Annotated in this window: 29 protein-coding genes and 1 tRNA gene; 15 read left to right on the top strand and 15 right to left on the bottom strand. The window is 61.2% G+C overall.

Annotated features, from left to right (window positions below):
* Positions 1-19: 19 nt before the first annotated feature.
* From EAS64_RS33890 to EAS64_RS44080, 15 genes are all read right to left on the bottom strand, one after another.
* Positions 20-1255 carry a hypothetical protein gene (locus tag EAS64_RS33890; protein ID WP_145859697.1) on the bottom strand — a complete coding sequence of 412 codons (1236 nt, stop codon included), beginning with the start codon at positions 1253-1255 and terminating at the stop codon, positions 20-22.
* Between the two features lie 13 nt (positions 1256-1268).
* Positions 1269-1568: a hypothetical protein gene (locus EAS64_RS33885; protein WP_145859696.1), complete on the bottom strand. Its 300-nt coding sequence runs from the start codon at positions 1566-1568 to the stop codon at positions 1269-1271.
* A gap of 13 nt (positions 1569-1581) precedes the next feature.
* Positions 1582-2130 (bottom strand): hypothetical protein, encoded by a 549-nt coding sequence (locus EAS64_RS33880; protein WP_145859694.1) that lies wholly within the window; start codon positions 2128-2130, stop codon positions 1582-1584.
* Positions 2131-3293: 1163 nt separating this feature from the next.
* Entirely contained in the window at positions 3294-3551 is a 258-nt protein-coding gene (locus EAS64_RS33875; RefSeq protein WP_145859692.1) for a hypothetical protein, read from the bottom strand.
* Between the two features lie 9 nt (positions 3552-3560).
* Positions 3561-3827, bottom strand: a complete 267-nt coding sequence (locus tag EAS64_RS33870; protein ID WP_145859690.1) for a hypothetical protein — start codon at positions 3825-3827, stop codon at positions 3561-3563.
* The gene (locus EAS64_RS33865; protein WP_222849802.1) at positions 3828-4166 is read right to left on the bottom strand and encodes a hypothetical protein; all 339 of its coding nucleotides are present in this window, start codon (positions 4164-4166) and stop codon (positions 3828-3830) included.
* A gap of 102 nt (positions 4167-4268) precedes the next feature.
* Complete coding sequence (locus EAS64_RS33860; protein ID WP_145859687.1) at positions 4269-6077, bottom strand: hypothetical protein; 1809 nt, start codon at positions 6075-6077, stop codon at positions 4269-4271.
* A 24-nt stretch (positions 6078-6101) separates the two neighbouring features.
* Positions 6102-6671 (bottom strand): hypothetical protein, encoded by a 570-nt coding sequence (locus tag EAS64_RS33855; protein ID WP_145859685.1) that lies wholly within the window; start codon positions 6669-6671, stop codon positions 6102-6104.
* Positions 6671-7183, bottom strand: a complete 513-nt coding sequence (locus EAS64_RS33850; RefSeq protein ID WP_145859683.1) for an XkdF-like putative serine protease domain-containing protein — start codon at positions 7181-7183, stop codon at positions 6671-6673. Before EAS64_RS33850 ends, EAS64_RS33855 begins: the two co-directional genes overlap by 1 nt.
* Positions 7184-7579, bottom strand: coding sequence for a phage minor head protein (locus tag EAS64_RS44085; protein WP_187366369.1), 396 nt, complete (start codon positions 7577-7579; stop codon positions 7184-7186).
* Positions 7580-7797: 218 nt separating this feature from the next.
* Positions 7798-9669 (bottom strand): hypothetical protein, encoded by a 1872-nt coding sequence (locus tag EAS64_RS33840; protein WP_145859680.1) that lies wholly within the window; start codon positions 9667-9669, stop codon positions 7798-7800.
* Positions 9660-11114, bottom strand: coding sequence for a hypothetical protein (locus EAS64_RS33835; protein ID WP_145859678.1), 1455 nt, complete (start codon positions 11112-11114; stop codon positions 9660-9662). Before EAS64_RS33835 ends, EAS64_RS33840 begins: the two co-directional genes overlap by 10 nt.
* A gap of 74 nt (positions 11115-11188) precedes the next feature.
* A complete protein-coding gene (locus EAS64_RS33830; protein ID WP_145859677.1) occupies positions 11189-11602 on the bottom strand; it encodes a hypothetical protein in 414 nt (137 codons plus the stop codon).
* A gap of 227 nt (positions 11603-11829) precedes the next feature.
* Positions 11830-11902 (bottom strand) — tRNA-Asn (locus EAS64_RS33825).
* Positions 11903-12184: 282 nt separating this feature from the next.
* A complete protein-coding gene (locus tag EAS64_RS44080; RefSeq protein WP_187366368.1) occupies positions 12185-12478 on the bottom strand; it encodes a hypothetical protein in 294 nt (97 codons plus the stop codon).
* 139 nt (positions 12479-12617) lie between these two features.
* Here EAS64_RS44080 and EAS64_RS44075 point away from each other — a divergent pair, with 139 nt between their 5' ends.
* From EAS64_RS44075 to EAS64_RS33755, 15 genes are all read left to right on the top strand, one after another.
* On the top strand, positions 12618-12857 hold the full coding sequence (locus EAS64_RS44075) for a GntR family transcriptional regulator (RefSeq protein WP_187366367.1): 240 nt from the start codon (positions 12618-12620) through the stop codon (positions 12855-12857).
* Positions 12858-14699: 1842 nt separating this feature from the next.
* Positions 14700-16016: an AAA family ATPase gene (locus tag EAS64_RS33815; protein ID WP_145859673.1), complete on the top strand. Its 1317-nt coding sequence runs from the start codon at positions 14700-14702 to the stop codon at positions 16014-16016.
* Between the two features lie 88 nt (positions 16017-16104).
* On the top strand, positions 16105-16926 hold the full coding sequence (locus tag EAS64_RS33810) for a DUF7192 family protein (protein ID WP_145859671.1): 822 nt from the start codon (positions 16105-16107) through the stop codon (positions 16924-16926).
* A gap of 85 nt (positions 16927-17011) precedes the next feature.
* Positions 17012-17923 carry a DUF7192 family protein gene (locus EAS64_RS33805; protein ID WP_145859670.1) on the top strand — a complete coding sequence of 304 codons (912 nt, stop codon included), beginning with the start codon at positions 17012-17014 and terminating at the stop codon, positions 17921-17923.
* 95 nt (positions 17924-18018) lie between these two features.
* Positions 18019-18213, top strand: a complete 195-nt coding sequence (locus EAS64_RS33800) for a hypothetical protein (protein WP_145859668.1) — start codon at positions 18019-18021, stop codon at positions 18211-18213.
* Positions 18214-18300: 87 nt separating this feature from the next.
* A complete protein-coding gene (locus EAS64_RS33795; protein ID WP_145859666.1) occupies positions 18301-18519 on the top strand; it encodes a hypothetical protein in 219 nt (72 codons plus the stop codon).
* 10 nt (positions 18520-18529) lie between these two features.
* Positions 18530-18682 carry a hypothetical protein gene (locus tag EAS64_RS44070; RefSeq protein WP_187366366.1) on the top strand — a complete coding sequence of 51 codons (153 nt, stop codon included), beginning with the start codon at positions 18530-18532 and terminating at the stop codon, positions 18680-18682.
* Between the two features lie 97 nt (positions 18683-18779).
* Complete coding sequence (locus EAS64_RS33790; protein ID WP_145859664.1) at positions 18780-19076, top strand: hypothetical protein; 297 nt, start codon at positions 18780-18782, stop codon at positions 19074-19076.
* A 2-nt stretch (positions 19077-19078) separates the two neighbouring features.
* The gene (locus EAS64_RS33785) at positions 19079-19270 is read left to right on the top strand and encodes a hypothetical protein (RefSeq protein ID WP_145859662.1); all 192 of its coding nucleotides are present in this window, start codon (positions 19079-19081) and stop codon (positions 19268-19270) included.
* Positions 19271-19360: 90 nt separating this feature from the next.
* Positions 19361-20017 carry a hypothetical protein gene (locus tag EAS64_RS33780; RefSeq protein WP_145859661.1) on the top strand — a complete coding sequence of 219 codons (657 nt, stop codon included), beginning with the start codon at positions 19361-19363 and terminating at the stop codon, positions 20015-20017.
* Between the two features lie 89 nt (positions 20018-20106).
* Positions 20107-20508 (top strand): hypothetical protein, encoded by a 402-nt coding sequence (locus tag EAS64_RS33775; RefSeq protein WP_145859659.1) that lies wholly within the window; start codon positions 20107-20109, stop codon positions 20506-20508.
* 101 nt (positions 20509-20609) lie between these two features.
* On the top strand, positions 20610-20966 hold the full coding sequence (locus EAS64_RS33770; RefSeq protein ID WP_145859657.1) for a WhiB family transcriptional regulator: 357 nt from the start codon (positions 20610-20612) through the stop codon (positions 20964-20966).
* Positions 20959-21249 carry a hypothetical protein gene (locus tag EAS64_RS33765; RefSeq protein ID WP_145859655.1) on the top strand — a complete coding sequence of 97 codons (291 nt, stop codon included), beginning with the start codon at positions 20959-20961 and terminating at the stop codon, positions 21247-21249. Before EAS64_RS33770 ends, EAS64_RS33765 begins: the two co-directional genes overlap by 8 nt.
* A gap of 9 nt (positions 21250-21258) precedes the next feature.
* Positions 21259-21615 (top strand): hypothetical protein, encoded by a 357-nt coding sequence (locus tag EAS64_RS33760; RefSeq protein WP_145859653.1) that lies wholly within the window; start codon positions 21259-21261, stop codon positions 21613-21615.
* Positions 21615-21905: a hypothetical protein gene (locus tag EAS64_RS33755; RefSeq protein WP_222849801.1), complete on the top strand. Its 291-nt coding sequence runs from the start codon at positions 21615-21617 to the stop codon at positions 21903-21905. The genes EAS64_RS33760 and EAS64_RS33755 overlap by 1 nt, the downstream gene beginning before the upstream one ends.
* The last annotated feature ends 3 nt before the right edge of the window (positions 21906-21908 follow it).

Here is a 21908-nt window from a genome sequence, read left to right as displayed (position 1 = left end):
AGATCCCCTTAATCAATGCTTAGTAGGTGGGTACTGCGTTCTGGATGATGATCGAGATGGGCGACTGCCCGCCCGACGCGCCAGCGTTGGTGCTGTTGGCGATTGCCTTAAACGTGCTCTCGTACTCGATCACGTCATTGTTGTTGAGCTTGACGGTCTCGAATGCGCAGAGGTTCATGTTGAAAGTGATCGCAAGCAGGTTCGCGCCGCCAAGCCCGTTGGTTGCGGCGAGCTGGAGTATCTGTTGCGTGTTGTTCAACATGCTGGTCAGGTTGGTGTTGTTCTGCGCAACCTCAGTGAACTTGCCTTCCACGCTCAGCGCATTGCGCCCGAAGACGTACGGGAGCTGCTGGCCGGAGGCCGTCCAGTAAGGCTTAACCACCCGGTTAATGTCGAGTGATGCGAGCGTGATGTTATTGACCAGCGTGCCGCCGGAAGCGGGACCGGCGATGCCGACCGCAAACCGCCAGTTCGGGTAGACCGGGACGGTGCTAAAGCTGTTGGTAACCGGCGCGGCTGCGGCCTGCTGCGTGTACGCGACACCCTTGGTGTCGTGCATGAACAGCTTCTCGGCGTCCATGTTGAAAGAGCACCCGGTAGCGCACCAGTAAGCGAACTGAGCCGCCTTGTTGGTTCCGGTGATGCCGTCGTAATGCGTGATCGTGTGCGTCGGCGGCTGGCCCGGCGAGCTGTTAAGCAGTGAGAAAGTGTGCGTGAACGGGGCGGTGGCAACGGTGAGGGCGGGCGTGCCGGATACTGCGAACCGCAGCGGCGTGTTAGCGAACGTCAGGAGCGTGGTGGTCGACAGGGCAGACAGGACCACAATCTGTGCCGGGGTACCCGTGCCAGCCGGGATCTGGATTGCCGTGCCAATCGGCAGCGAGGCGGTACCACCGACAATGGTCATCGTCGTAGCCCCGGCAGACGTGGCCGTTCCGGTGCCGTTAGACGCGCCCGGAGTTCCCGTAACCGAGTAGTCGCCCATCAGGTTAAGCAAGACATGCCCGATGGTGTCCAGATAGACAGGCCCGGAGAAGTCGACAGCCGCAGATTCGGTGCCCGCGGTAATGCTGAACAGTGTGGCCATCATGCCTCGGAGGGTGTTGTCCTCGAGGTAGGTGACCTTGTTCTCCGGGTCAATCTTCTCGGTCGGGATGGTAGCCGTGGGCGCTGCGACGGTACCAGTCGTCCCCTCACGGCCGATGCCGAGAAATTCCTCGGCTACGGGAATTACGGTACCGACAACAGTCGTCATTAGTTACAGTTCCTTAGTGAACGATCGCGGGCTGCGTGTAGGGGTTGAATCCGGTCTGAACCGGAACCGGGGAAGGCGCTGAAACGGCCGGAGAAGGCTCGAGAGTTACCGGCGTCTCATTAGCCGCCGGAGCTAGAGAGGGCGCCTCTGCGTTGCTCTCCGGCCCGTTCTCGATCGGAATCCAGCGATGGTCCGGAGCGGCCTCGAAGTTGTGAATGTCGCCCGGCTCGACATGGCCGATGAACTCGCCCTCGAGGTTCTGCACGAAGGCGTAAATGCGGTCGCCAAAGTCGGCGAACTTAAAAGCAGGCAAGCTAACCCCGTAGCTAAGAGATGATGATGCTGACCTCGGCGTCGAACATGACGCGGAAGTGAGTGTTGGTGATTTCGTCCCAGACCTCGGGCTGGTCGATCAGCGTCCGGATTCCGAACGAATCAAGGCCCGCCTGATAGCAGGCCCCGCCGAGTGTCGGGTCCGCGTAGATAAGCTCATGGATCGCCTGATCCAGCTCATCAATGTCCGCCTCGGCGTCCTCGGCGTAATTCTTGTGAGCCATGTGGAAGACATGGAGCTGGAACGGGTAGACGATTCTCCGCTGCCCGCCGTTATGGCCCGGTAGCTGCGTGATGGTCAGCGGGTTATCCCGCGTCTCATTCATCTCGAGGATCATCACGGCACCCATGCCGCGGCCCGGATTCTGTCCGAGCACGTAATCAAGATCAGGAAGCCGCTTAGGCTGGTAGGCCCTAACAGTGCTAAGGCCGTAAGAGTTAAGCGGGCCGTTCCGGTAAGCCTTAAAGGTGGTGTCGTAAGTCGTGCCGCCGAAATACTGCGCAACCGCAGTGCGGACGATCGACCGGGACGTAAGCGTCATTAGTGGACCCGCGGCCTGTAACGCCGCAGGACTTGCGACGCGTGGTCAACCAGGCCTCCGGCCTTGCCGCCTCGCTTGGACTGGCGCACGGTCGGCCCGAAGGGCGTTCCGCGGTAAGGCTCCTCGTTACTCACGTCCTCACGGCAGAGGAGACCAACCGCAAGCGCGATGATCGCCTGGTGAACCTCGGGCGGCAGCTCGGACACACCAGCTCCGGCAGCATGGTTGTTAGCCAGCGGAGCGGCCAGCGTGACCGGGTTGCCCCCGGTCCAGCTCGGCGAGACCTGAAAGGCTTCCTCGCCACCCGAAGTGCCCCCAGCGTTGACCGGCTCCCAGATGCGGGCCACGGAGCCCGGAATCGTCCCCAGGAGCCCGCCGGAGATTGCCGGCTGTAGGCCGGTCGGGTCGGTCAGGAAGATCTGCGTGGCGCCCGCCGTGGCGGGCTGAGAAAGGGTCGTGTTGCAGTAACCGGCGGTGTACTGGCACTGGACGAAAACCTCATCGACCCTCGGCCGTACGCGGCCGAACTGGAGATTAGCCAGCCCCGAAGTGCCAGCCGGGTTGAGCTGGAAGACAACCGTCTCGCCCTTTTCGATCCACGTCTGAGTGGAAGGGTTTTCGAGTACCTCGAGGTCTTGGAAGTTGTAACCCCACGCGAAGCCGTTAACCTGCCGGATCGGCCTAGCGTTGGGAACTAGGTAGATGTTGCCGAAGCGGTCGACAGGCGCCCGGTCCTGGTAGAACCCGGTGTGCGCGTGAAGCGGCTGCTCGGCAATGATGTTCGCCCAGCCGGTAGCCCTAAGCAGGACGTTGAAAAGCTCGCCCGTCTGCTGCGCGGCATTTCCGCCGGGGATTAGATCCTGGTTATCAAGCCACGTCGGCGCTGCGAGGAATTCCCCAACGGTGACGTAAGGGACGGTGAGAAGCCCGTCCTCGAGCGGAGTAGTTATCTGTTAACCCAGGTTCCGTGAGGGCAGCCAGCGGTTCGCTGGCCTGCGGCCCAGCCATCAGGGAAACATGCCCCGCAGATGGCATTCATCGGGCGGTAAGCCCGGTCTACTGTCGTTTGCTTAAGCAGGGCAACCGCGTCGTTAACCGGCTCAGTGGCGCCGACAGTCGCCTTAGGCGGACGCCCGCGGGGATTGCCTGTTGGAACGTATGCTTTAGGCATACTCACGCTCGCAGTCCCCGCCGCAGCGGGAACAGGTGGCGAAGAACGATCCGAAGTCGCAGTTAGTGCAGCGGTAGCCGATGGCCGTCTTAGTCGTCCCCGAAAGGGACGCTTCCTGGCCGCCCTCCATGGCGATCGTGTACTTAGCCGCGGCCTCCGGCAGGTCGAAGAGGCCCTTACGGTCGCGCCGGTAAATCCGGCCGCCTACCTCGATCTCGCGGCAGTTAGAAGCTTGCGGAACTACCTTCACTTAATCCCCTTAGCGAAGCCAGCCGAACGGAAAATGGAGAGAGAGCCAGCCGAAGAACAGCCAGAGGGCGATCGTTAGCCCCCAGTGCAGCGGCGTCCATTCGGAAAACATGAGCGGGTGGGCAAAGTCCACATGCTCGATGCCCCATATCTGGCGGCTTAGCGTGTTGGCCGCGTTAACCGCCAGCCAGTAAAGTTCCATCCCGGCGCCCATCAGCACCCACGCCAGCCAGATCCAGCCGAAGACGGTGACGTGGGTGTAGACATGCTTAAGCATTTAGCTGACCAGGATGTGAGCGGTAACCGCCGAGTAGCCCGGCGCGTCGGCGCCGAACGGGGCGACAAGAACGCGCTGCCAACCGGCCTGTGCGGCGACGGACTGGAACGTCACGTTCTGCGGCGTGTTCCAGTTCGCGGTGGTGAAAGTCAGCGAGGCACCCGCCGAGATGGTCATCGCGCCACTGCCGTCAATGATGGTCGTCTTGACCGTGACGTTCTGAGACGGCTTGCACGGCAGGCTAACCGCGAGGTTGCCAGTCGAGCCGTTCCTAATGGTCAGGCCCGCGGCAGGCGAGATGGTAATCGCCTGCGGGGTGCCGTCCTCGTTGCTCACCATGGTTGCGCCGGGGACTGGCTGGAGATTCTTCTGAGTCAAAATGATCCTTAGACCGTGGTCGAGCGCGGGGGCCGTTAAGCCCCCGCGCTCTTAGCTAACGGCTTACTGGAGGCCGTAGATAATGCCGGACCACGCCGGGGCGTAGTGCAGCAGAGTCCCGTACCAGTAGGTGCTGGAGTCGTACGTGAACTGCATTTCCGGCCAGTCCACCGACATGTAGCCCTGGACCTCGGTAATGACGTTTGTTTCGCCAATGCCAGAGTCCGGAATCGGCAGGTGCCGAGTACGGGCGAAAGACACGCCGGACGGCATGTACGGGTGAACGCGAAGGTCCACAATGCGATCGGTCGGCGAAGACTCGTTCGCCATTCCGGAGACGTAGCCGCCCACGGTGGTCGAGCCGTCAAATTCCGACTGGCCCATGGTGATGCGGTAGGCAGACGCACCCGTGGTGCTAGACCTAACCCAGTCCGCGAACTGGCGCCGCTGGACAGCGGTAACCCACGCCTCCTCGGGGTCGGCATAGTTGTTCGCGTACATCGCGGCGAACATGTTCTGCCACGGGGCATCGCCCACATTGGTACCGGCATAACCCGGCCCGCCGTAGACGCTCGCACCGCTCGCCGCCGACGCGTAAAGCGTCGGGAAGAAGCCCACGTAACCGGCACCGCCGGAAGGCCCAGAGCCGCCGCTGATCAGGGTGGTGATCAGGCCGTCATAGGCGTTCGCGTTGAACGAACCGTCCGCGGCCGGGACCACACGACCGCCGGTCACGTAGTTAGAGACGACGAGCTTCCCGGCGTTCGTCCCGCCAGCCTGCGGCAGGAAATAGCCCTGGAAGGTCTCAGTGCCGGTCGTGGTGCTCGCGTACACGCCGTAAGCCAGCGCACCGGAAACCGCGCCACCCGGAAGGGTGATCACAAGCGCCTGACCGGCGGTAAGGGAGGCGTTGGTGGCTTCAGTCGACGGGAGCGACTCGCCCATGCCGGTGTAGCTCGTGACCTTGACAAAGGCCGTGGTACCGAAGCCGGAGCCGATCGCAGTACCACCGGACGCCAGGGTCGGGGTACCGGACGGAGCTGCAACAGCACCCGCGTACGGAGCGCCACCGCGACCCCAGAGGATCGCCTTCTCTTCGCCGATCAAATGCGCCCACAGAAGCGCCATCTGGTCAAGCGCCCGGTTATTCTCAAACCCGAGGTTAGCGAACTGCGCCTTCCATCCGGTCGACGCCGAGAGCGACATTTCCATGTACGGGACGGTGTGAACGTCCATCGCGTAGGAGATCTTCTGGCCGCGGATTAGCTGAAGCGCACCAAAGGACGGAAGACCCGTAGTCGAGCCGCCGTTAAGCGCCGTCTCCGAGTTAAAGAACGGGGTCTGGTCGGCGACGCCGCCCATGCCGGTGTTGGTGTAGCCCAAAATTCTGCGATATTCCCTGGCCGTGCCGATACCCTTCTGCCGCGGAATGTCATTCCGCAGCGGGGTAAAGCGCGGGACAAGCTGCTTAGCCGGACCCTCAAGGTCGTACGGGTGCAGGTTGCCGGGAACGGTCGTGCTGATGTCCTTGCTAAGGTCAGACTTAAGCGCCTGAAGCGCAGCGAGGTCCGCCTTAAGCTCGTCAGCCGCGGTGCCGTCGAGGCCCTTAGAGACGGTGTTAATCCGCTCAATGGCCGCCTCGAGCGCGGCAGTACGCCGGGGAGCACCAGGGCCAGCGTTCTTGATGATGCCGACAGGCGCGTCAGGATTCGCACGCCGTGCCGCCGGAATGAACGCGTCGATGCGCTTGTCATGCCGGGTAATCGACTCGTCAAAGGCGCTCTTAAGCGCCTCGAAGCGGTCGCCACGCTCGCGGGAATCGCGGGCGTCAGAGAACATCTCCTCCAGAACGGAGGCAGAAGTGTTAGCCATGTAAAGCCATGAACCTTTCGAGGGTTAGCTACGAGCCTTAAGCTCGACTGCACGTTCCGCGTAATAGCGGGAGAGTTCGCGGTCCTGCGTGGACTTGGCCAGGCGCTCAAAGCGCTCGATGTCGCCGCTGTCTGCGGTATTGGCCGCACTCTTGGCAACGGTGGCGTTAGTCACGAATGGACTGCCAGGAATTTCCGTCTTCCGCAGAGCCGCCATCTCGTCACGCAGACCCTTAATGGTCTCGTCGCGGTCCTTCATGGCCTTGGCTAGGGCTTCGTCGGATTCGGCCTTGCTCTTAGCAATGGCCTCAGCGATCAGATCCTCGGTCGACTTCTCGACCGGGGCGTCTTCGGTAGTAGGGGCGTCGGGGGTGGGGTCGGTAACTGGCGTGTCCTTAGACGCGGCATCTGACATCGGGTCAGTAGCTCCCTGTTCATTTGCGCGCACGTCCGCGGCGCTATCGGGGGTCGGGGGAGTTGGGTCCGTCTTGGCGACGGACTTCATGATCAGGAAAGGCAGCCCGTTAGCGGGCCGCTTAACGCCGTCGAGACGCTTAGGATCAATCTCGACAAGCTCGGTGAGTGCTGTATCCATTACCTATTCGCCAGGATGCGGGCAACGTCCGCGGGGGAGGGAGTGCGGCGCTTAGCGCCGCCCTGCATGGACATTCCGGTAATCTCGCCGGACTTGATAAGGTCCCAGGCGGGCTCGGACCAGATAGTCCCCTGCATCCACGATCCGGCCGGAATGGTGTATTCCTCGCCGTCGACTGCCTTAACAACCCAGTCGCATGGGAGAATGTAGGATTCGACGGTTCGCCCGGCACCCTCGGTGCCCTCTGCATGGAAAGCGCCGACCTCGGCGCCGTTGTCCATGAAAGACCACGCCGCCTTGCGCAGGGCTTCCTCTGAGGCGAAGTCGCGGAATCCGTCCCGCGCCTTCTCCACGTCCGGAGTGTCGACCGGGTAGGCCACGCAAAGCGTGTACCGGAGTTCGTCGTTCGACTTGATGACGACGCCCTTAACGGTCTCGCCGTCCCAATAGGACTTAGCGGCGGACTCGTCGCCGACGTAAACGCTGCCATCCGGCAGGGTGAAGCTAAACACTTATGCTGGCTCCAAATGGCACTGGCAGTGCGGGTGATCCGGCGGCATGATCACGCCGGAGGGGAATGGATGGCCAAGAGGCCAGGGACCGGCATCCCGGTTCATCACGCACTCGGGACAGGGATTCGCCGACGTGGTGACCCACCGGACCCTGTAAACCCGGTCGGCCCGGAACGCCGCCATGCGTGCCGCGTTGTCGGCCCGGTTAAGTTCGGTCTGCGCGATCATCTGCGCCGAGTGCTGATCGGCGAGGACCGCGTTGATCGCGGCCTCCAGCTCGGCGGCCGTGCCGCCGTTGGCGAGCACCGCGGCCAGGCGGTCAAGCCTGGTGTCCGTGATCTCGTCAAGCCACTCCGCGGCGAGCTGCTTAAGCAGGTCGGCCACAAGTAGGCCCACAGCGGCCACACCGAGCTTGGCGACGGCCTGTAGGCCCGCCTGGAACCCGGCCCGCCATATCTGCGTCAGGACGCCGGAGAGCGCCGCCTGAATCTGCTGCTGGCTGCCGTGGCCCTGTAGCCACTGCTTAGCCGTCGCCTGCTGTGTCGGCCCGTGGTACTGGGCAAGCCATGCTTCAGCGAGAGCGAGAGCCGGGACCGCCGCCGTGAGAGCGGCGACTATCTCGCCCGTGAGTACAGCGGTTGGAGGGAGGGGCTGACTTTTGGGGGCTGCCCGCCCCCAGACGCCTTGAGAAGCGCCTCGGCTGTTTCGTCATCCAAGGCGCGGAACTCGAACTCGCCCGGCGAGCCCTTAGCGAGCCATTTGCCGAACTGCTCAATTTCCTTGGCGGCATCGGCGGCGCTCGGCGCCTTCTTAACTGGCCGGGCAGGCTTAGGACTGCCCTGCACCTTGGCACTGCCAACACCGTCCGCCGTGCCCGGCGTAATCTCGCCGTTCAATTCGGCAGGCTCGATGAGGACGCCGGGCGGGGCTGCCTCCGCAGCACCGTTAAGGAAGACCACGCCTCGAGCCGTCTGGAGCATCGGCATGTCGGCTTCCTTGAAATCAAACGGCGGAAGGCCGATCTTGACGCGGTTCTCGTTGATCGTCGCCCGGCCATCGGCCAGGCGGTTGTGGTCGATCTGGTCGGCCGCAGTTTCGTCTTCCTCGTCAAGCCCGAGGAAAGAGAACTCAACTGCGTCGGACATGTTCAGGTGCGTACGGCTAATGCCAGTAACAAACGAGTTAAGCCAGCGGACGCTAGTCAGGTCCTTACGGAACTGAATGTCTTCCTGGCCCTCGTGATAACCCGCGGACCCCAGTCCGCCCGGCTCACTGAAACCAAGCTCCGGCATGGTGACGCCGAAATGCATCGCCTGTAGCTTGATCAGGAAAAGATCGTAATCGGCCTTGTAGCGCTCCGGGATCGCCGGAGAATTAGCAGGCTCAACGCCGTAAGGCAGGAGGGGCGAGCGGTAACGCTGGCCGGTCTTACCGGAGTTGCGGTCGTTAAGGTACTTCTCGTACTGGAGAAGCTGCCTAGCGTCCCAGTCGCTTTGCTGCTTCTGCACAAGGTACTGAGTGGACTGCGAGCCCTCGGTGTACTCGGCGAGCATCCACTGAAAACGCTTAGCCCAAAGCTGGCCGTCAAGTAGCGCCTGCTCGGTCGGGGAAAAGCCGTAAGGCGTCCACGTCCGAACAACGCGGCGGCGGTAAATAAGCTGGGTCGAGTTGTAGGCGTCCGGGACCACTAGCTTCCCGTCACGGTCAACCGTGTCCGCGGTGTAGTCGCCGCGGGGGTAACCGTAAAGGATCTGCTGATAGGCCGGGAACGGCGGCGTTGGCCGCCCGCCCTTTTCGTCAAGCAGGGGCTTAATCGTGCTGCCGTCGAGGACCGTAAGGTTAGTGAGATCGCCGCCGTAAGTCCTAGACGGGAAGATCGCCAGGGCATCCCAAGTAAGCTGTTCCTCCTGAACAAGGTTCATCCAATCGCTGAACTCGTAACCGTTCTTGCGATCGGGAACCTGCCAAAAGGCGGTTAGCTCGTCAATCTCATCCTGGTACTGCTTGCGAAGATCTTCCTCAATCTCCTGCTGAGACTTACCGGAAGACTTAGCCATCTTCGCCGCGTACTGCGGCGAGATGCGGAAACACCAGTCAAGGGTGGAAATCCGCTGCTTGCGGATCTCAATGCACGCCCGGAATAGCGGCTGGTCGGCCGCTTCCTTAAGAAGATCCCAGGACACATGGCCGCGGAAGACGTGACGGCCGGGGATGTTCCATGCAACCGGGTACTGGTACTGGCGCGGGTCGACAAAGCCCTGCTCGTTAGGCTTGTCCAGCGCGTCCGGCGGCAGTGACCAGTCAGGCCCGAACGTGGCGTTACGCCACTCCGGGTCGACGGGGAGCTGCGCGAGCTGCATGTTGCGCTGGGAGATGCCGTCGTTAGCGAGCTTCACCTGATGCGTGAGCGCCTGGACATCGGCGGAGATGTCCCGCCCGCCGCTAGGCGGGGTCCGGAGCGCCTTAATGGCGTCCCTTATTCCCATGGAAGCCTAAAGTTCTGGTCAGGGACAAACGGGTTAATCTGCGCCCCGAGTGCGAAGTTAGCGGGCATGGCCGCGCCAGGATTCATCGCAGCGTCAAACCAGTCAGTCGCGCCCGACTTAGGAACGTAGTACGCCAGGAGAAGCGCATCGGCATTATCGGGGCTGCGGCCTATGCGTTTTCTAACCTCGTCCTTTGGCTCCACTTTCACGCGGCCCTTCAAGTCATGTTCGTAGTGGACCTCAAGGAGCTGCGCCACAGTTGAATCGGCGTTGTCCATGCGGGACAAATCCCATTCGCGTTCCTGCGACTGGAGGCGTCCGAGATCCCACCAGATTTGCGAGCGGAGGTTAAAGTACTTGTTCGGGTCGTGCGCCTTCTCGGCGACGTTAACCCCGTAGATTTTGGCGTTGTGAACGCCTGCGGCCTTAAGATTCTTCATCTCACCGACCACTCCGGCGCCTACGCCGATGCTGTCAATCTTGACTGCGGTCGCGCCGGTCTGCTTAATCGCGCCGAGAATCAGGCGGCTTATCGTTTCGGGCTGGTCGGAAAGCTCGCGCCACTCACGACCAGCCACCATCCCCCGGCGCTCGCGGATGACAGTCTCATCAAGACCGCCGCCAACGTCGACACCAAGTTCGACGGGCATCCGTTCCGAGTCAAGACGCGGCGCCGCGATGCGGCAGCTCGAAACGTCCGACATTCGGACAACAGACCAGGGGTTATCAGTGGGGAACTCGCCGAGAACCTTAGCGACGTACAGGGGATTGTCCATCCCCCAGGCGCCAGCCATGTCCTTAGCCCACTGCTGAGTGGTTAGAACCTTGCTAAAGACCTCGCGGTAGTTAGCCGGGATATCTTCGTCTGTGAAGTTCGGGGAGTCAAAGACCGAGATCTTGAACGACTCCCAGCCAGGCATACCCTGGCAGACGTACCTAAATCTTGACTGCGGGTCGTCCGGGTTGCCAATTGCGAGGATTCGGCAGTCATCCCCGGTCGTGATCGTCTCGACAGCGGTCCAGAGCCAGGCGGGAATACCGCAAGCCTCATCCAGAAGCACAAGGACATAACGACGGTGGATACCGGAGAAAGCCGATTCCGAGTAGTCCGGCGGCTTGCGCCCCATGCCGACCAAGCGGCCATCAACAACCCACCTGTCTGTTCTCTGGACGACGCCCTTAAGACCGGCCTTGTCATGCAGTCCGCGGATCTCTTCCCAGAGAACCGCATGGACCTGATCGAGAGACGGGGCCGTGGTGACGACCATCGTTTCGTCGGCCGGGTGGGTATCGACCCACCAGGCGGCCAGCGTGGCGGCGAGATAGCTCTTGCCGATGCCGTGAGCGCTGTGGACGGCCGTGCGCTTGTTATTGACGACCGAGTAGGCGATCTCCCGCTGCTTGCTCCACAGGAACGCGTTAGCGCGTTCATGAGCCCATAGCACGGGGTCATGCGTGTACTTGGCACCGCCGGAGAGCTTCGCCGCTGAGGCGAACGCGTTGCGGAGTACGGAGCTGCTTACGAGCCCTCGATCGAGACGCGCTCAAGTTCCTCGGGGATGACCACCGCGGCTATCCGCTTCTGGTCACTCGACAGCTCGAGACGCCTAATCACGGCGTCGATGACGCCAAGCAGGATCGCGGCCTGAGCCTCGGCGAGGCGCACCTTGCGCTCATCAAGGCCGATCTTCACGTAGTCCATGCCGAGCTTGGCAACCTGCTCGTTGACCTTCATCCACGCTTGCAGCTCGCCGCGGAGCTGCTCGCCCGCACGGTTCTCGTAGCGCAGTGCCTCAGTCTCCGCCAGGCGCTTGACTAGCGTGTCAAGGGCACGGGCAAAACCGACCTGAACGCTAAGGCGTTCCTCGAGGATCTCGATAACAGCCTCGGGGCCGGAGATAACCGGGTAGCCCTCGCGTTCCAATCGCTTCAACGCCCTTACTTGTGCCATATGCTCGGCGGCACGCTGCTTAACCTTGTTCTGGACCTGCGGGGCGTTTCCATGGAACCGGCACTGTGTGCCGCCATTCTGGCGCCAGCCGCGGCAGCGGCCGTCAGGGCTGACCTCAACTGAGACGGTGTTAACGCACCGCTTGTCATCGGGCGGAATAGTGCCCTTCGGTCTGCCCGGCAAAGATCCCCTTAAAGTAGACACTCGCGCTGGCCGGCCGGGACTCGAACCTGGAACCGCCCGGTTAACAGCCGGGTGCTCTGCCAATTGAGCTAGAAGCCATGGATGCAAACCTGATAACAGCAACTTATTCTCTGGCGGGGATGCTTGCGCGAAGCCTGTCGGCTTCGCTGGACGCCGCCTAGGAAGTGGGGGAGGGTCCTGAAAAGGACACAGCTCTCCCTTATTAACCCCCCCGGTTACTAGACGGGGCGTAAGGCCCCGTCTTTTCCCCCCTACTTATATAACCAATGTAATATGGGGGGTGCATTACATGTGATCTCCGTCACATAAACAAAGAACCCCAGGTCGCAAGACCCGGGGCTCTTAATTGTTATGTCGGCGTTATCTAAGGGTGCAGCGAACAGGATGTTCGCACAGGCTCGGGTCATGTCCGCGCAACCCTGCGCGGGCCTCTAGACGCGTGGCCATTTCCACGGTGACCTCTTCGACCGCCCGCAGGGCGCCCCCGTACATCTCATGGTCCTGCGGAGTGCCATCCAGAACCCACCCGCGGTACATAGCGAGCTTCCGCAGCTCGCCATCGGTCAGCCTGCCGAGGTCGACTTCCGCGACCTCGCCCATGGGCGGGAACGGGATGTCGGTTATCTCTCCGGTGTCGCTTATCGAAATCCCCATGGCCCCATGCCTGCCTCCTGCTCGAGTCCGGGTGCCCTCCGGGCGGCCGGAGGGCTACATCAATCATAGCCTGTCAAGACAAGATCTGGCATGGGGAGGCATGACACTGCATCATCAGGGGAATTCTAGCCTGATCATCATGTCTGTGACCTGGGGAGACTTCCATCCGCATCCTGCGGAAGTCTGGTACATCGCACTGGCTGACTGGATACAGGGCCAGATGGAGGCCGGGAACCTCCGCAGCGGGGACCGGCTGCCCGCACAGCGGGAGCTAGGCGAGCTGACCGGCACCAGTACCGAACTGGCCGGTAAGGCAATCGCGGTCCTCAGGGACCGCGGCCTGGTGAAGACCTCCGTGCGAGGGTCCTTCGTCGCCTAGGGGAGATTTCCTAAGGAAAAAATCTCACCCTAAGTGACCTGCGTCTTCTTAGTGTCATGCCCCGCGGTCGGAGCTGGAGCTACAAATAATTTGCGCAGAACCGCTCCGGGCGGGTTTGGGGTCGTTTCGGTCCAGCTAGACAACTGCCTTTGTATTGCCACCAATAACGTACTCGCAGATCAGGCCACATGTACGGCGTACAGGGTTGGGTCTTAGTCCTAGCGTGAGGCTTAGCTAGCGTCGCTTACGTGACGAGCGGTAGCCACCACTAGCCACTACCGAACATGAACGCGTGTTCAGAGCTGTACGGCCTAGTCGATTAGGCGTTCTATCGAACGTGCTTACTAATCGAACACTCATGCTATCGAACACTCATGAGTGTCTATACACCATGGTCAGAGGCACAATGGCTTTCCCAGCTCCCATTTTGGGAGAATCCTAGCGCCGCTAGATGACTACTCAGTTAAGGGCATCTCCCCTGGTCACAGGGCATTCTTAGATAGGCAAAACCGACCGTCACCCGATGGGTAGCGGTAACGGTGATCTCACCTAACGTGACGACGCTAGGTTTCCCAGGTCGGCGATGCGGCCGCTATGGCGCTACGCGGGCACACCGTGCCCGCTAGCTAGCCGGAAGGTCTTCCGGCGTAGCCCGTACGGGCCAGGAACGGGCCAGGAACGGCCGTACGGCCGTGGCTGGTCACCTAGTGAGGCTTAGCGGCTTAGCGTGCCTCTCCGGCCGTTCTAACGGCCGTGAGCCTGTATCCGGCGGAGGGGTTGAATCCGTATCCGGGCACGGTTGAGCCCGTATCATCTGGGCCACTGACCAGCGGAAACAAGAAAGTTCAAGTTTCTTTCCCCAAAAGTCTTGACGCGATTGAGCCTGTATCCGTAGTGTTCTCACTGTCAGGCCAGCACGAACGGCCCGGCGGGCCGGTCGGCCCCCCCGGAAACGCGGGAACTGACCAGCGCCACGGTTTCTTGAGAACTAAACATTGACGTTCCGCACGTAGCTCGCTCATTACCGAGCACGTTGCTAAGCGAGGATCAGGCCCGTTTTTCTGGCCTGGCTAGCGAGGGATACCGTCCCCTAGTGAATCCGAGCGCATCCCCAGCGATACAGGGAAACGGGTAGGGAAGTGTTCCCGTTCTCATGACGCATGGCATCGCCAACGGGCACATAGCGACTCCCCGTAGCCATCCCAGAGTGCCCCCCGTTAGCAACGTGAATCTTTGAATCGTGCGGAATAGACAGGGTGATGCAACCATCCTCCCTAAGCGAGTCACACCGCAGAGGGTTAAGCCAAAACAAAGCACATAACCTAACCTCCCAATCTCTCAAAAGGGTTGGGTGGGGCATCGCAAGTAACGCTCTTGTGAAAGCGATTCCCCATCTTTCCCAGACTGCCCGGAATGGTCCGGGCAGTGAGTGAACGGAAGAGATCATGGCACTAAGCAAGCGTGAGATGAACGCTGCTAAGCGCGGTCCCCGTGACCGTGGCCAGTTCATCGGTCCAGTTCGGAACGATGGCACTAACGGCGGTAAGCCAATGCGACGCAACACCATGACGCGTGGCATTGATGGCGGCATGTCAATGACCTGGCGCCCTGGCGCTAGCGCGGGCTATGACCTGCGTGGCGAGCAGTGGACGCCAATTCGCGCCGAGGCTGCTAAGCGAACCGTTAACACGGTTCGTGAGGCTAAGCCGGAGACTTCCGTCCCGGTTATCCGCATGGCCGACTTTGACTGAACGTGTCATTGGGCAACCGTCTGCGGACGGCGGCCCATTAATGCGTTTACTCGCAGAGTCTAAAGAGAGCAATTGGGAAAGAGGTTAGGAAATGGCAATTAACAAGCACAGCAAGCGTACGTTCCGTCCTACCGCGCCGCGCTACTGCCCAAACTGTAAGGTCCAGGTCTACTACCTCGGACACGACTCAGAGCGGACAGGATCATGGCTCTGCAATAAGTCATGGTGCAAGAGCTACGGCCAGCGGCATCTCCTCGTGTTTCTTAACGAGGACGACTCGCTGCACCAATGCGCGGATGGCACGGTGCCGGATGCCGAGTTTGCATCCGAGTCTGACTCGGATAATGACGCTCCGTCGCCGTGGACGCCGGTGCCGGTTACTCCGGCGCCACGGCCGATCGCTCACGCGAACGGCCACGCGTCAGTTGCGACTCTTGACCAGAAAGCGGAAGCGGCTGCAAAGCTCGCGGAAGCACTGGGCATGTTCGCAGCACCGGCCACGGTCGACGCCGGACAGGTCCGCGAGATCATCGCGGAAATGGTTCCGGACATGGTTGCGGATGCGGTTGTCGCGGCGACGATGCACCTTAACCCGGTTACCCGGCTCGAGGTACACGACCGTACGGCCGACATTGTGCGGCCGGTCCCCGGTGTGGCTAACGCTGCGCTCCCGGATGTTATCGAGGGTGCGGCGGCCGGACTCAACATTCTCATGGTGGGTCCGATGGGCACCGGGAAGTCATTCATGGCTAAGCAGGTCGGTAAAGCGCTCGGAATGACGGTGCGAGAGATCTCTCTCACTCCGCAGACCGCAGAGTCGCGTCTGTTCGGCTACATGGATGCGCAAGGTCGTTACGTTCGCACGGCGTTCCGTGATTGGTGGGAGTTCGGCGGAGTGTTCCACTTCGATGAGCTTGACAACGGTCACGCGTCGATCATGGCTGGCATTAACGCAGCTATGGCGCAGCTCCGCGACGATGAGGCGGAGCTTGAGTTCCCGGACGGCCGGATTAAGAAGGCAGAGCGCACGATCGGCCTGGCTTCGGCTAACACCTATGGCCGTGGGCCGGATCGGCAGTACCTTCGTCAGCCGCTTGACGCGGCGACGATGGACAGATTCGAGCCGGTCCCCGTGCCCTACGATCACGCGATCGAGGACGCGGCGTGCCTGGGAACCGGGCTGGACAAGGCCAAGGTTGAGCGCACGCTCACCTACGTCCGTCACCTTCGGGAACGGGCGGAGGTTAGCAAGCTGCCGCTCATGCTCGGTCTTAGGCGGTCGCACGCGCTTTGCACGTGGCAGTCAATCGGTCGCACGCCTAAGCGTGCTGTCGAGATCTCGCTCCGGCGGGACATCTCGGATTCCGACTGGCGCAAGGTGACGGAGGGCGCTCCGTCATTCGGTTAACACTGCCTCGGATACTCAGGGGTTACCTCTGAGTGTCCGAGAGTGTGTTGAGCGATTAACGCACACTAAAGAGAGAGGGGTTAAGGTTATGAGCACGGATGTTATCGAGGGCGCAAAGCTCACCCGGACCTATGACTCAATGGCGCAGTTTGCCGATGAGGTTGGAACCGGACGGCGATTTCATCTGCATGGCTCCGATAGCTGGACTGGTAATTTCAGCTACGATGACGCTCTTAACGCCGCTCGCTTCGGGTGGGCGGATCAGCTAAGCGCGACAATGGAGCTTGCTAGCTCCGCTGTCGAGATTGCTCGCAAGCGTCACCTTGTGGACTCTTACGAGCCTGCATGGGATGTTGCGGGCGGCGCGGTCGACATTGGCCGATTCGTGACAGGCGAGCCGGAATGCATGATTTCGTTCCCGCTCGCTAAGCGCTCGAATATCGGGTCGGTCATCACTCTGGCCGCTAACGTCGTGGTGTCCGGCGCGATCAGCTCGGAGAGCATCATGAAGCGCGGCCGGCTGATCGTGGCCCTGGCCCTGTTGCTCGGTCAGCTCGGTCACTCCACGGAACTGTGGGTGTCGATGCGAACCGGCGACTACCAGCCGGAAGCCGAGATAGCCGTCAAGGTTAAGGGTGTCGATGATGTTATTGACCCTGCCGTGATCATGTTCGCGTTCGCTCACCCGGCGATGTCAAGGCATCTCGCATTCCAGTCATTTTGGACGCTCCCCGGACGATGGGGGACGGAGCGGAATCGTTCAGGCATGATCGGCAAGCCGCTTATGCCATCGGCGAACCTTTACCCGGAAGAGGCGATCTTGCTTCCGGGTGTGTTCAGTGCCACCGATCTCGACACGGAGTCGTTTCTCCGTGAGCATCTGCGCACGCTCGGCCTGCTGGCCGATTAGCGAGCAAGTTTGGTTAGGGCCGGTTAACCCCGGCCCTTTTCCATGCCTACTCGCTAGGCAGCTAAAGAGGGAAGGGGTTACGGTTATGAAGCTTTACTCACAAGGTCGGTGGCTGATTCATGAGTTCGACTCGCTCGGCGATTTCGCTGACAGCCTGGTCGAACACGCGTACGTCTACGAAAGTGAGCGCGTCGGGGATTTGCTTGACAAGGCCCGGCACGGCTGGGATGAGGAGCTGCCGCAAGCCCTGGAAGTAGTCGAGTCGGTTACGGAGAAGTTGATCCGTGACAAGCTAATCGAGCCTGCGTTCAAGGCAACCTGGGATGTCGCCGGGTCGGTTGTCGATGTGGGCCGGTTCGTCAGTAACGAACCGGAATGCATGATCGCTTTCCCGCCAGCCGCGGTGACCGGCAAGCCGGTTATCACGATCGTCACGTCCATGAGCCTTGGCGCGGTTAGCGCCTCGGAAGTCCTGGCTCAGGGCCGTGCAGTATGCGCTCTGGTCATGGCGATTCAGGCTACCGGCCGCAACGTGGAAGTGTGGTCCGACAATGTGACCACCTTTCAGGGCCGGTGGCAGGACAACCCGAGGGCTAAAACGCACACGGTTAAGGTCAAGATTAAGGGCGCTAACGATGTGCTCGATCCCGGTCAGCTTATTTTCGCGCTGGCAAATTACGGGATGGGCCGTACGCTCGGCGACTCGATCTACCCGCGCCTTGACGGCCGGATTAACGAGGACCTGGAAAGAAAGTGGCGCCGGGGCCAACGCGGAGCTGGGGCGGCCGATCCGTGCCCGGACTTGTATCCGGAGGGCGCGCTGATCCTGCCTAAGCCGACCAGTTTCTACACGGCAATGCATCAGGAGGAAGTGCGAGCCCATTACAACAACGGCGAGTTTGACGGGGACTGGGAAGTTCCTGACATGTACCTCGCGGCGGCTGTCGATTTCGTCATGAAGTACATGCGGAAGCTCGGGCTTGTCGCCGAATCGTGACAGTGGTCACCCGCATGGACGGATCTTAGATCTGTCCATTCCGGGTGGCTGCTGCGTCAATTCGGACGGTTAAAAGAGAGAGAAGGTTAAAGGTTATGGGTGAGCTTGAGGGCCTGGACAGTGCGAACGCGACCGTGGATGAGCTGTACGAAACGGCCGAAAAGATCGTCGCAAGTCAGGGCGGCACCGGAGTCAACTGGGAAGACCTGGCCGTGACTATGGCCGTGGCGTTCCACAACCTCAACAAGCACATGAGCAACGGCGGCGCAATGCCGGATGAATGGGTTTAGCAATTAAGCCCGGTTAGCTGATGGTGGGGGCCGGATTCGTCCGGCCCTTCGCCATGTCCAACCGGACTAAGGGAGAGGTTAACGGTTATGGAGATCGAGCGCATCAAGGGCGGCCTGTTCGCCGCTCTTACCGATGTCGAGCTGGGCGCGCTTAGCGCCATGTTCCAGTCCGCCCGTCGCAAGGCGCGGATGGGGCACCGCTCGTACTGGTGGAGCAGGAAGGACGCTCACGCCTACTCGGACATGATCGCGGAGTTCTCACTGATGGACCCGCTGTTCGTTAAGCGGAACATCGTTCACGGTTAAGGGAGAGGTTATGAAGTACACGTTCACGGTAGTTGTCGACACGCCTGCGGCGCTGGACACCTACGAGGTTGCTACCGACCTGGAAGAGTGCGTCATCAGCAAACTGATCGACGTTTACGAAGACGCTGACCCGAATGTGGATGTCACTACCGACGTTGGCTAACAGCCCGGCAGGGCTAACCCGAGCGCACGGCCTCAACACGCAAGTGTTGGGCGGTGCGCTTTGTTATTTCTGCCGAGTCAACTAAGGGAGAGGGTAAATGGAACTGCAATACGAGGGCTTCGTCAAGTTCGCTGACGGCGAGGTCATCAGCATTCAGTGTTTCGAGGGGCGCTGTTCCGAGTGCCCGGACGAAACCCGCGCCGGAGACATCGGCTCGGACATAGGGCAGGTCATCGAGGGGCCGTTGCCCGGTGGCCTCTTCTGCGAGCACGGCTGCGAGCACGGCCCGGCTAAGGACCGCGAGGGCGGCTCTCGGGACATGATCGTCACCGAAACGACCGTCACCGAATACGTGATCGAAGTCGCCTGCGACGACTACCGGAAAGAGGGTTAGCCGTGAAAGAGAGAACGGCAACGGTAAAGCTAAGCATCCCCGACGACCTGTGCGGCGCGGACGTGGAGCTGATGATCGAACAGGCTCTTGAGTACGTGAAAGACGCGGGAGCAATCCGGTTCATGTATCCCGACATGAGCCACCTGGACGACTGCGAAGTTATCGAGATCGCCTGCGATGACTACGCAACTTAACCGGCCTGATCCGGAAGGGCTTAGCCCCTTCCGCGGTCAAGTTGGCTAAGTAAGTCTTAGCGAACTAAACAACGAGAGAGGTTAAGGGAAATGGACATTAACGACTTCGCCCCGAACAAGTGCTGCGAGTGCGGTGCCGACCTCTCCGGGGTCGGCGGATACCCGGTCAAGTACGCATTCGGGGTCGATGTCATCCGGACGGGGGGCGACGGTCAGCGCACGACCGAGCGGACGCCTTACGCGGAGATGACGAAGGTCACCGTTCCGGGCCTCTACCGCTGCCATGCCTGTTTCCAGGCAATCGCGGACGGCGAGCTGGTCTCGGAACTGACCTTCGAGCAGTCCCTCGCATGGGCGGCTGAGATGTGCATCCGCGCAGACGCCAGGCTCGACAGGCTTCGCAAGGGCGGCCGGGCCTACCGGGAGCTTAAGAAGTGGCTCGATGAGGCGCTTAACTCCACGGCGGAGCTGGCGTTCTACTACCAGCGGACGGGCAACGCGCCGTCTGTCGGCGTGCTCTTGGGTGACGAGCTGGTCCGCTCGTACGAGAACGAGGACCAGCCCGCGGCTGAGGCCGCGCCCGATGACGCCGACGCCATGTACCGGAAGCTCCTGGCGTCGATCGAGCTGGGGCCGGAGGGGTTCACGTACCTCTGCCCGAACTGCGACAAGAGGCACGACGCGGAATGGCTCGTGGGCAACATGTCCACGTCGTTCCTTGGGGTCGGCGACGACAGTAAGGACTGAATTAGCACTCTTGATGAGGGGCGGCCCTTAGTGGCCGCCCTTTGTCATGTCTGCTAACCGCAGGCTGATCACGAAAGAGAGGTTAAGTTATGAAGCCTGAAATCCGAGACATGTGGGCGGATGCGCTTGAGTCCGACGAGTACGAGCAGGGGCAGGACCGGCTTACGATCGTCGCCCCGGACGGCAGCGAAAGGGACTGCTGTCTTGGTGTGCTGTGCAAGCTCGCGGTCAAGGCGGGCGTGATCAAGCGGCTTCGGGTTAGGCCCGACACTGGCCATGTCATCTACGGCGATGAGACCGACGAGAACGGCTCAACCCTGCCGTACGCCGTCATGAAGTGGGCGGGCCTGGACGACAACAACCCGAACGTCAAGTACGACAACGGTAGGAGCCACAGCCTTGCCGAGTTCAACGACGCGACCGACCCGGACGGCTACATCCCGCATCTCGACTTCGCGGACCTCGCGCCACTGATCCGCGAGCAGCTTTAACCCGGTTAGCTCACGGTTAGGCCAGGTGCGTCGCGACAGCTCATTGTCGGCCCCCTGGCCTTTTCCGTGCCCGAACGGGGCGTTAAGAGAAGGGAAAGGACGTGACTAACACGAACCCGATAGGTCCCAAGATCACTCCGGTCGGGGATTTGACCTGGCAGGCCCTTGCCCGGTGCGCTGCACCGGACACGGACAAGCGGTTCTTTTACCCGCCCGAGGAAGGTGACCCGGACTACTCCGAGGACATCAACCAGATTGCTCGAGCGACCCTTAACCGTTACGGCAAGGCGAAATGGTTTTGCGCCCGGTGCCCGGTCGTTAGCGACTGCCTTAAGTATGCCCTTGACACGGACGACACGTTCGGCGTCTGGGGCAACACAACCCCTGGTGAGCGCCGGACCATCAAGGTCCGCCGCACTGTCGCGGCACGTAAGGAAAGGGAGGCCGTTAGTGCCTAGCTGGCTATACACGATCGACCTCGCGGACATCTTCCATGCGGACATTCCGTTTGAGGAGAGGCGCGACGAGATCGTTAAGCGCATCCGCGAGTCGGAATGGTACAGGGACGCCGAAATGGAGGCGTCCGAAAAGCTCGACAGGGCAGTTAACGCCGATGACTTCCTGCTCGGCGTAACGATCACCGACCTTGAGGACGCGTCAGACGAAGAGGACTTCGACTGGACGTGGGATGAGGTCTACGACATGGCCAACGCCGACCGGGCGTGGATTAACACCCTTTAGGGAGGGCTAATGGAAGAGAAGTTCAAAGCAGGCCAGCGCGTTCACGTCGAGTACGACGGCGAGGTTGTTTTCGTCTCCGGCGCGTTCGCGCTCTTTGAGGTTAAGGGGCCGGACGGCCGGAACCACACCTATGGCGAGGGCGTGACGATCACCCTCGCCGACCCGGAGAACTGGCCGCCGCAGGCGGGAGATATCTGGGAGGCAGAGGGCATGGAGTACTTCATCCGCGCGGCGGCCAGGGGGCTTATCGCATCCCCGCAGAGCACGACCCTATCGGCATTCCCTCTCTGGGATGAGACGGTTAACGACCGTGCTTTCCTTGACCTTAACCCGGTCCTGGTGCGCCGGAGAGGGAGCCAGATGTGATGGACCTTTACCGGATCACCAAGACCGACCCCCATACGCCGCACAAGTCCTACACGCGGATCGGTAACAAGACCCGCGCTAGGGCGATTCAGCGGGAAGTGGTCAGCATCAACCGCCAGCGGTCCCGCTATAACCGGGATCACGGGCAGTCGTACCCGCTGGTCGAAATCAAGGTCGAGCGCGTCACCGTGCCCGATGACTGGAAAGACGTAACGCAAGAATTCACGCTGTCCTTACCAGTTCGGTTAGGCCCGGCCACTTCCCCGGCCGGGCCTTTTCCGTGCCAGTAAGGA

Origin of the sequence: Trebonia kvetii (genome assembly GCF_007827045.1) — a bacterium.
Classification (GTDB): domain Bacteria; phylum Actinomycetota; class Actinomycetes; order Streptosporangiales; family Streptosporangiaceae; genus Trebonia; species Trebonia kvetii.
This window is presented reverse-complemented; position numbering and strand designations above follow the sequence as displayed.

Excerpts from the sequence above, each read along its gene's own strand:
- EAS64_RS33780 (WP_145859661.1), top strand. The coding sequence starts at position 19,361 with ATGGACATTAACGACTTCGCCCCGAACAAGTGCTGCGAGTGCGGTGCC.
- EAS64_RS33855 (WP_145859685.1), bottom strand. The coding sequence starts at position 6,671 with ATGGATACAGCACTCACCGAGCTTGTCGAGATTGATCCTAAGCGTCTC.
- EAS64_RS33860 (WP_145859687.1), bottom strand. The coding sequence starts at position 6,077 with ATGGCTAACACTTCTGCCTCCGTTCTGGAGGAGATGTTCTCTGACGCC.
- EAS64_RS33805 (WP_145859670.1), top strand. The coding sequence starts at position 17,012 with ATGAAGCTTTACTCACAAGGTCGGTGGCTGATTCATGAGTTCGACTCG.
- EAS64_RS33890 (WP_145859697.1), bottom strand. The coding sequence starts at position 1,255 with ATGACGACTGTTGTCGGTACCGTAATTCCCGTAGCCGAGGAATTTCTC.
- EAS64_RS33760 (WP_145859653.1), top strand. The coding sequence starts at position 21,259 with ATGGAAGAGAAGTTCAAAGCAGGCCAGCGCGTTCACGTCGAGTACGAC.
- EAS64_RS33800 (WP_145859668.1), top strand. The coding sequence starts at position 18,019 with ATGGGTGAGCTTGAGGGCCTGGACAGTGCGAACGCGACCGTGGATGAG.
- EAS64_RS44080 (WP_187366368.1), bottom strand. The coding sequence starts at position 12,478 with ATGGGGATTTCGATAAGCGACACCGGAGAGATAACCGACATCCCGTTC.
- EAS64_RS33870 (WP_145859690.1), bottom strand. The coding sequence starts at position 3,827 with ATGCTTAAGCATGTCTACACCCACGTCACCGTCTTCGGCTGGATCTGG.
- EAS64_RS33840 (WP_145859680.1), bottom strand. The coding sequence starts at position 9,669 with ATGGGAATAAGGGACGCCATTAAGGCGCTCCGGACCCCGCCTAGCGGC.
- EAS64_RS33815 (WP_145859673.1), top strand. The coding sequence starts at position 14,700 with ATGGCAATTAACAAGCACAGCAAGCGTACGTTCCGTCCTACCGCGCCG.
- EAS64_RS33795 (WP_145859666.1), top strand. The coding sequence starts at position 18,301 with ATGGAGATCGAGCGCATCAAGGGCGGCCTGTTCGCCGCTCTTACCGAT.
- EAS64_RS33810 (WP_145859671.1), top strand. The coding sequence starts at position 16,105 with ATGAGCACGGATGTTATCGAGGGCGCAAAGCTCACCCGGACCTATGAC.
- EAS64_RS33790 (WP_145859664.1), top strand. The coding sequence starts at position 18,780 with ATGGAACTGCAATACGAGGGCTTCGTCAAGTTCGCTGACGGCGAGGTC.
- EAS64_RS33755 (WP_222849801.1), top strand. The coding sequence starts at position 21,615 with ATGGACCTTTACCGGATCACCAAGACCGACCCCCATACGCCGCACAAG.
- EAS64_RS44075 (WP_187366367.1), top strand. The coding sequence starts at position 12,618 with ATGTCTGTGACCTGGGGAGACTTCCATCCGCATCCTGCGGAAGTCTGG.
- EAS64_RS33775 (WP_145859659.1), top strand. The coding sequence starts at position 20,107 with ATGAAGCCTGAAATCCGAGACATGTGGGCGGATGCGCTTGAGTCCGAC.
- EAS64_RS44070 (WP_187366366.1), top strand. The coding sequence starts at position 18,530 with ATGAAGTACACGTTCACGGTAGTTGTCGACACGCCTGCGGCGCTGGAC.
- EAS64_RS33865 (WP_222849802.1), bottom strand. The coding sequence starts at position 4,166 with ATGGTGAGCAACGAGGACGGCACCCCGCAGGCGATTACCATCTCGCCT.
- EAS64_RS33880 (WP_145859694.1), bottom strand. The coding sequence starts at position 2,130 with ATGACGCTTACGTCCCGGTCGATCGTCCGCACTGCGGTTGCGCAGTAT.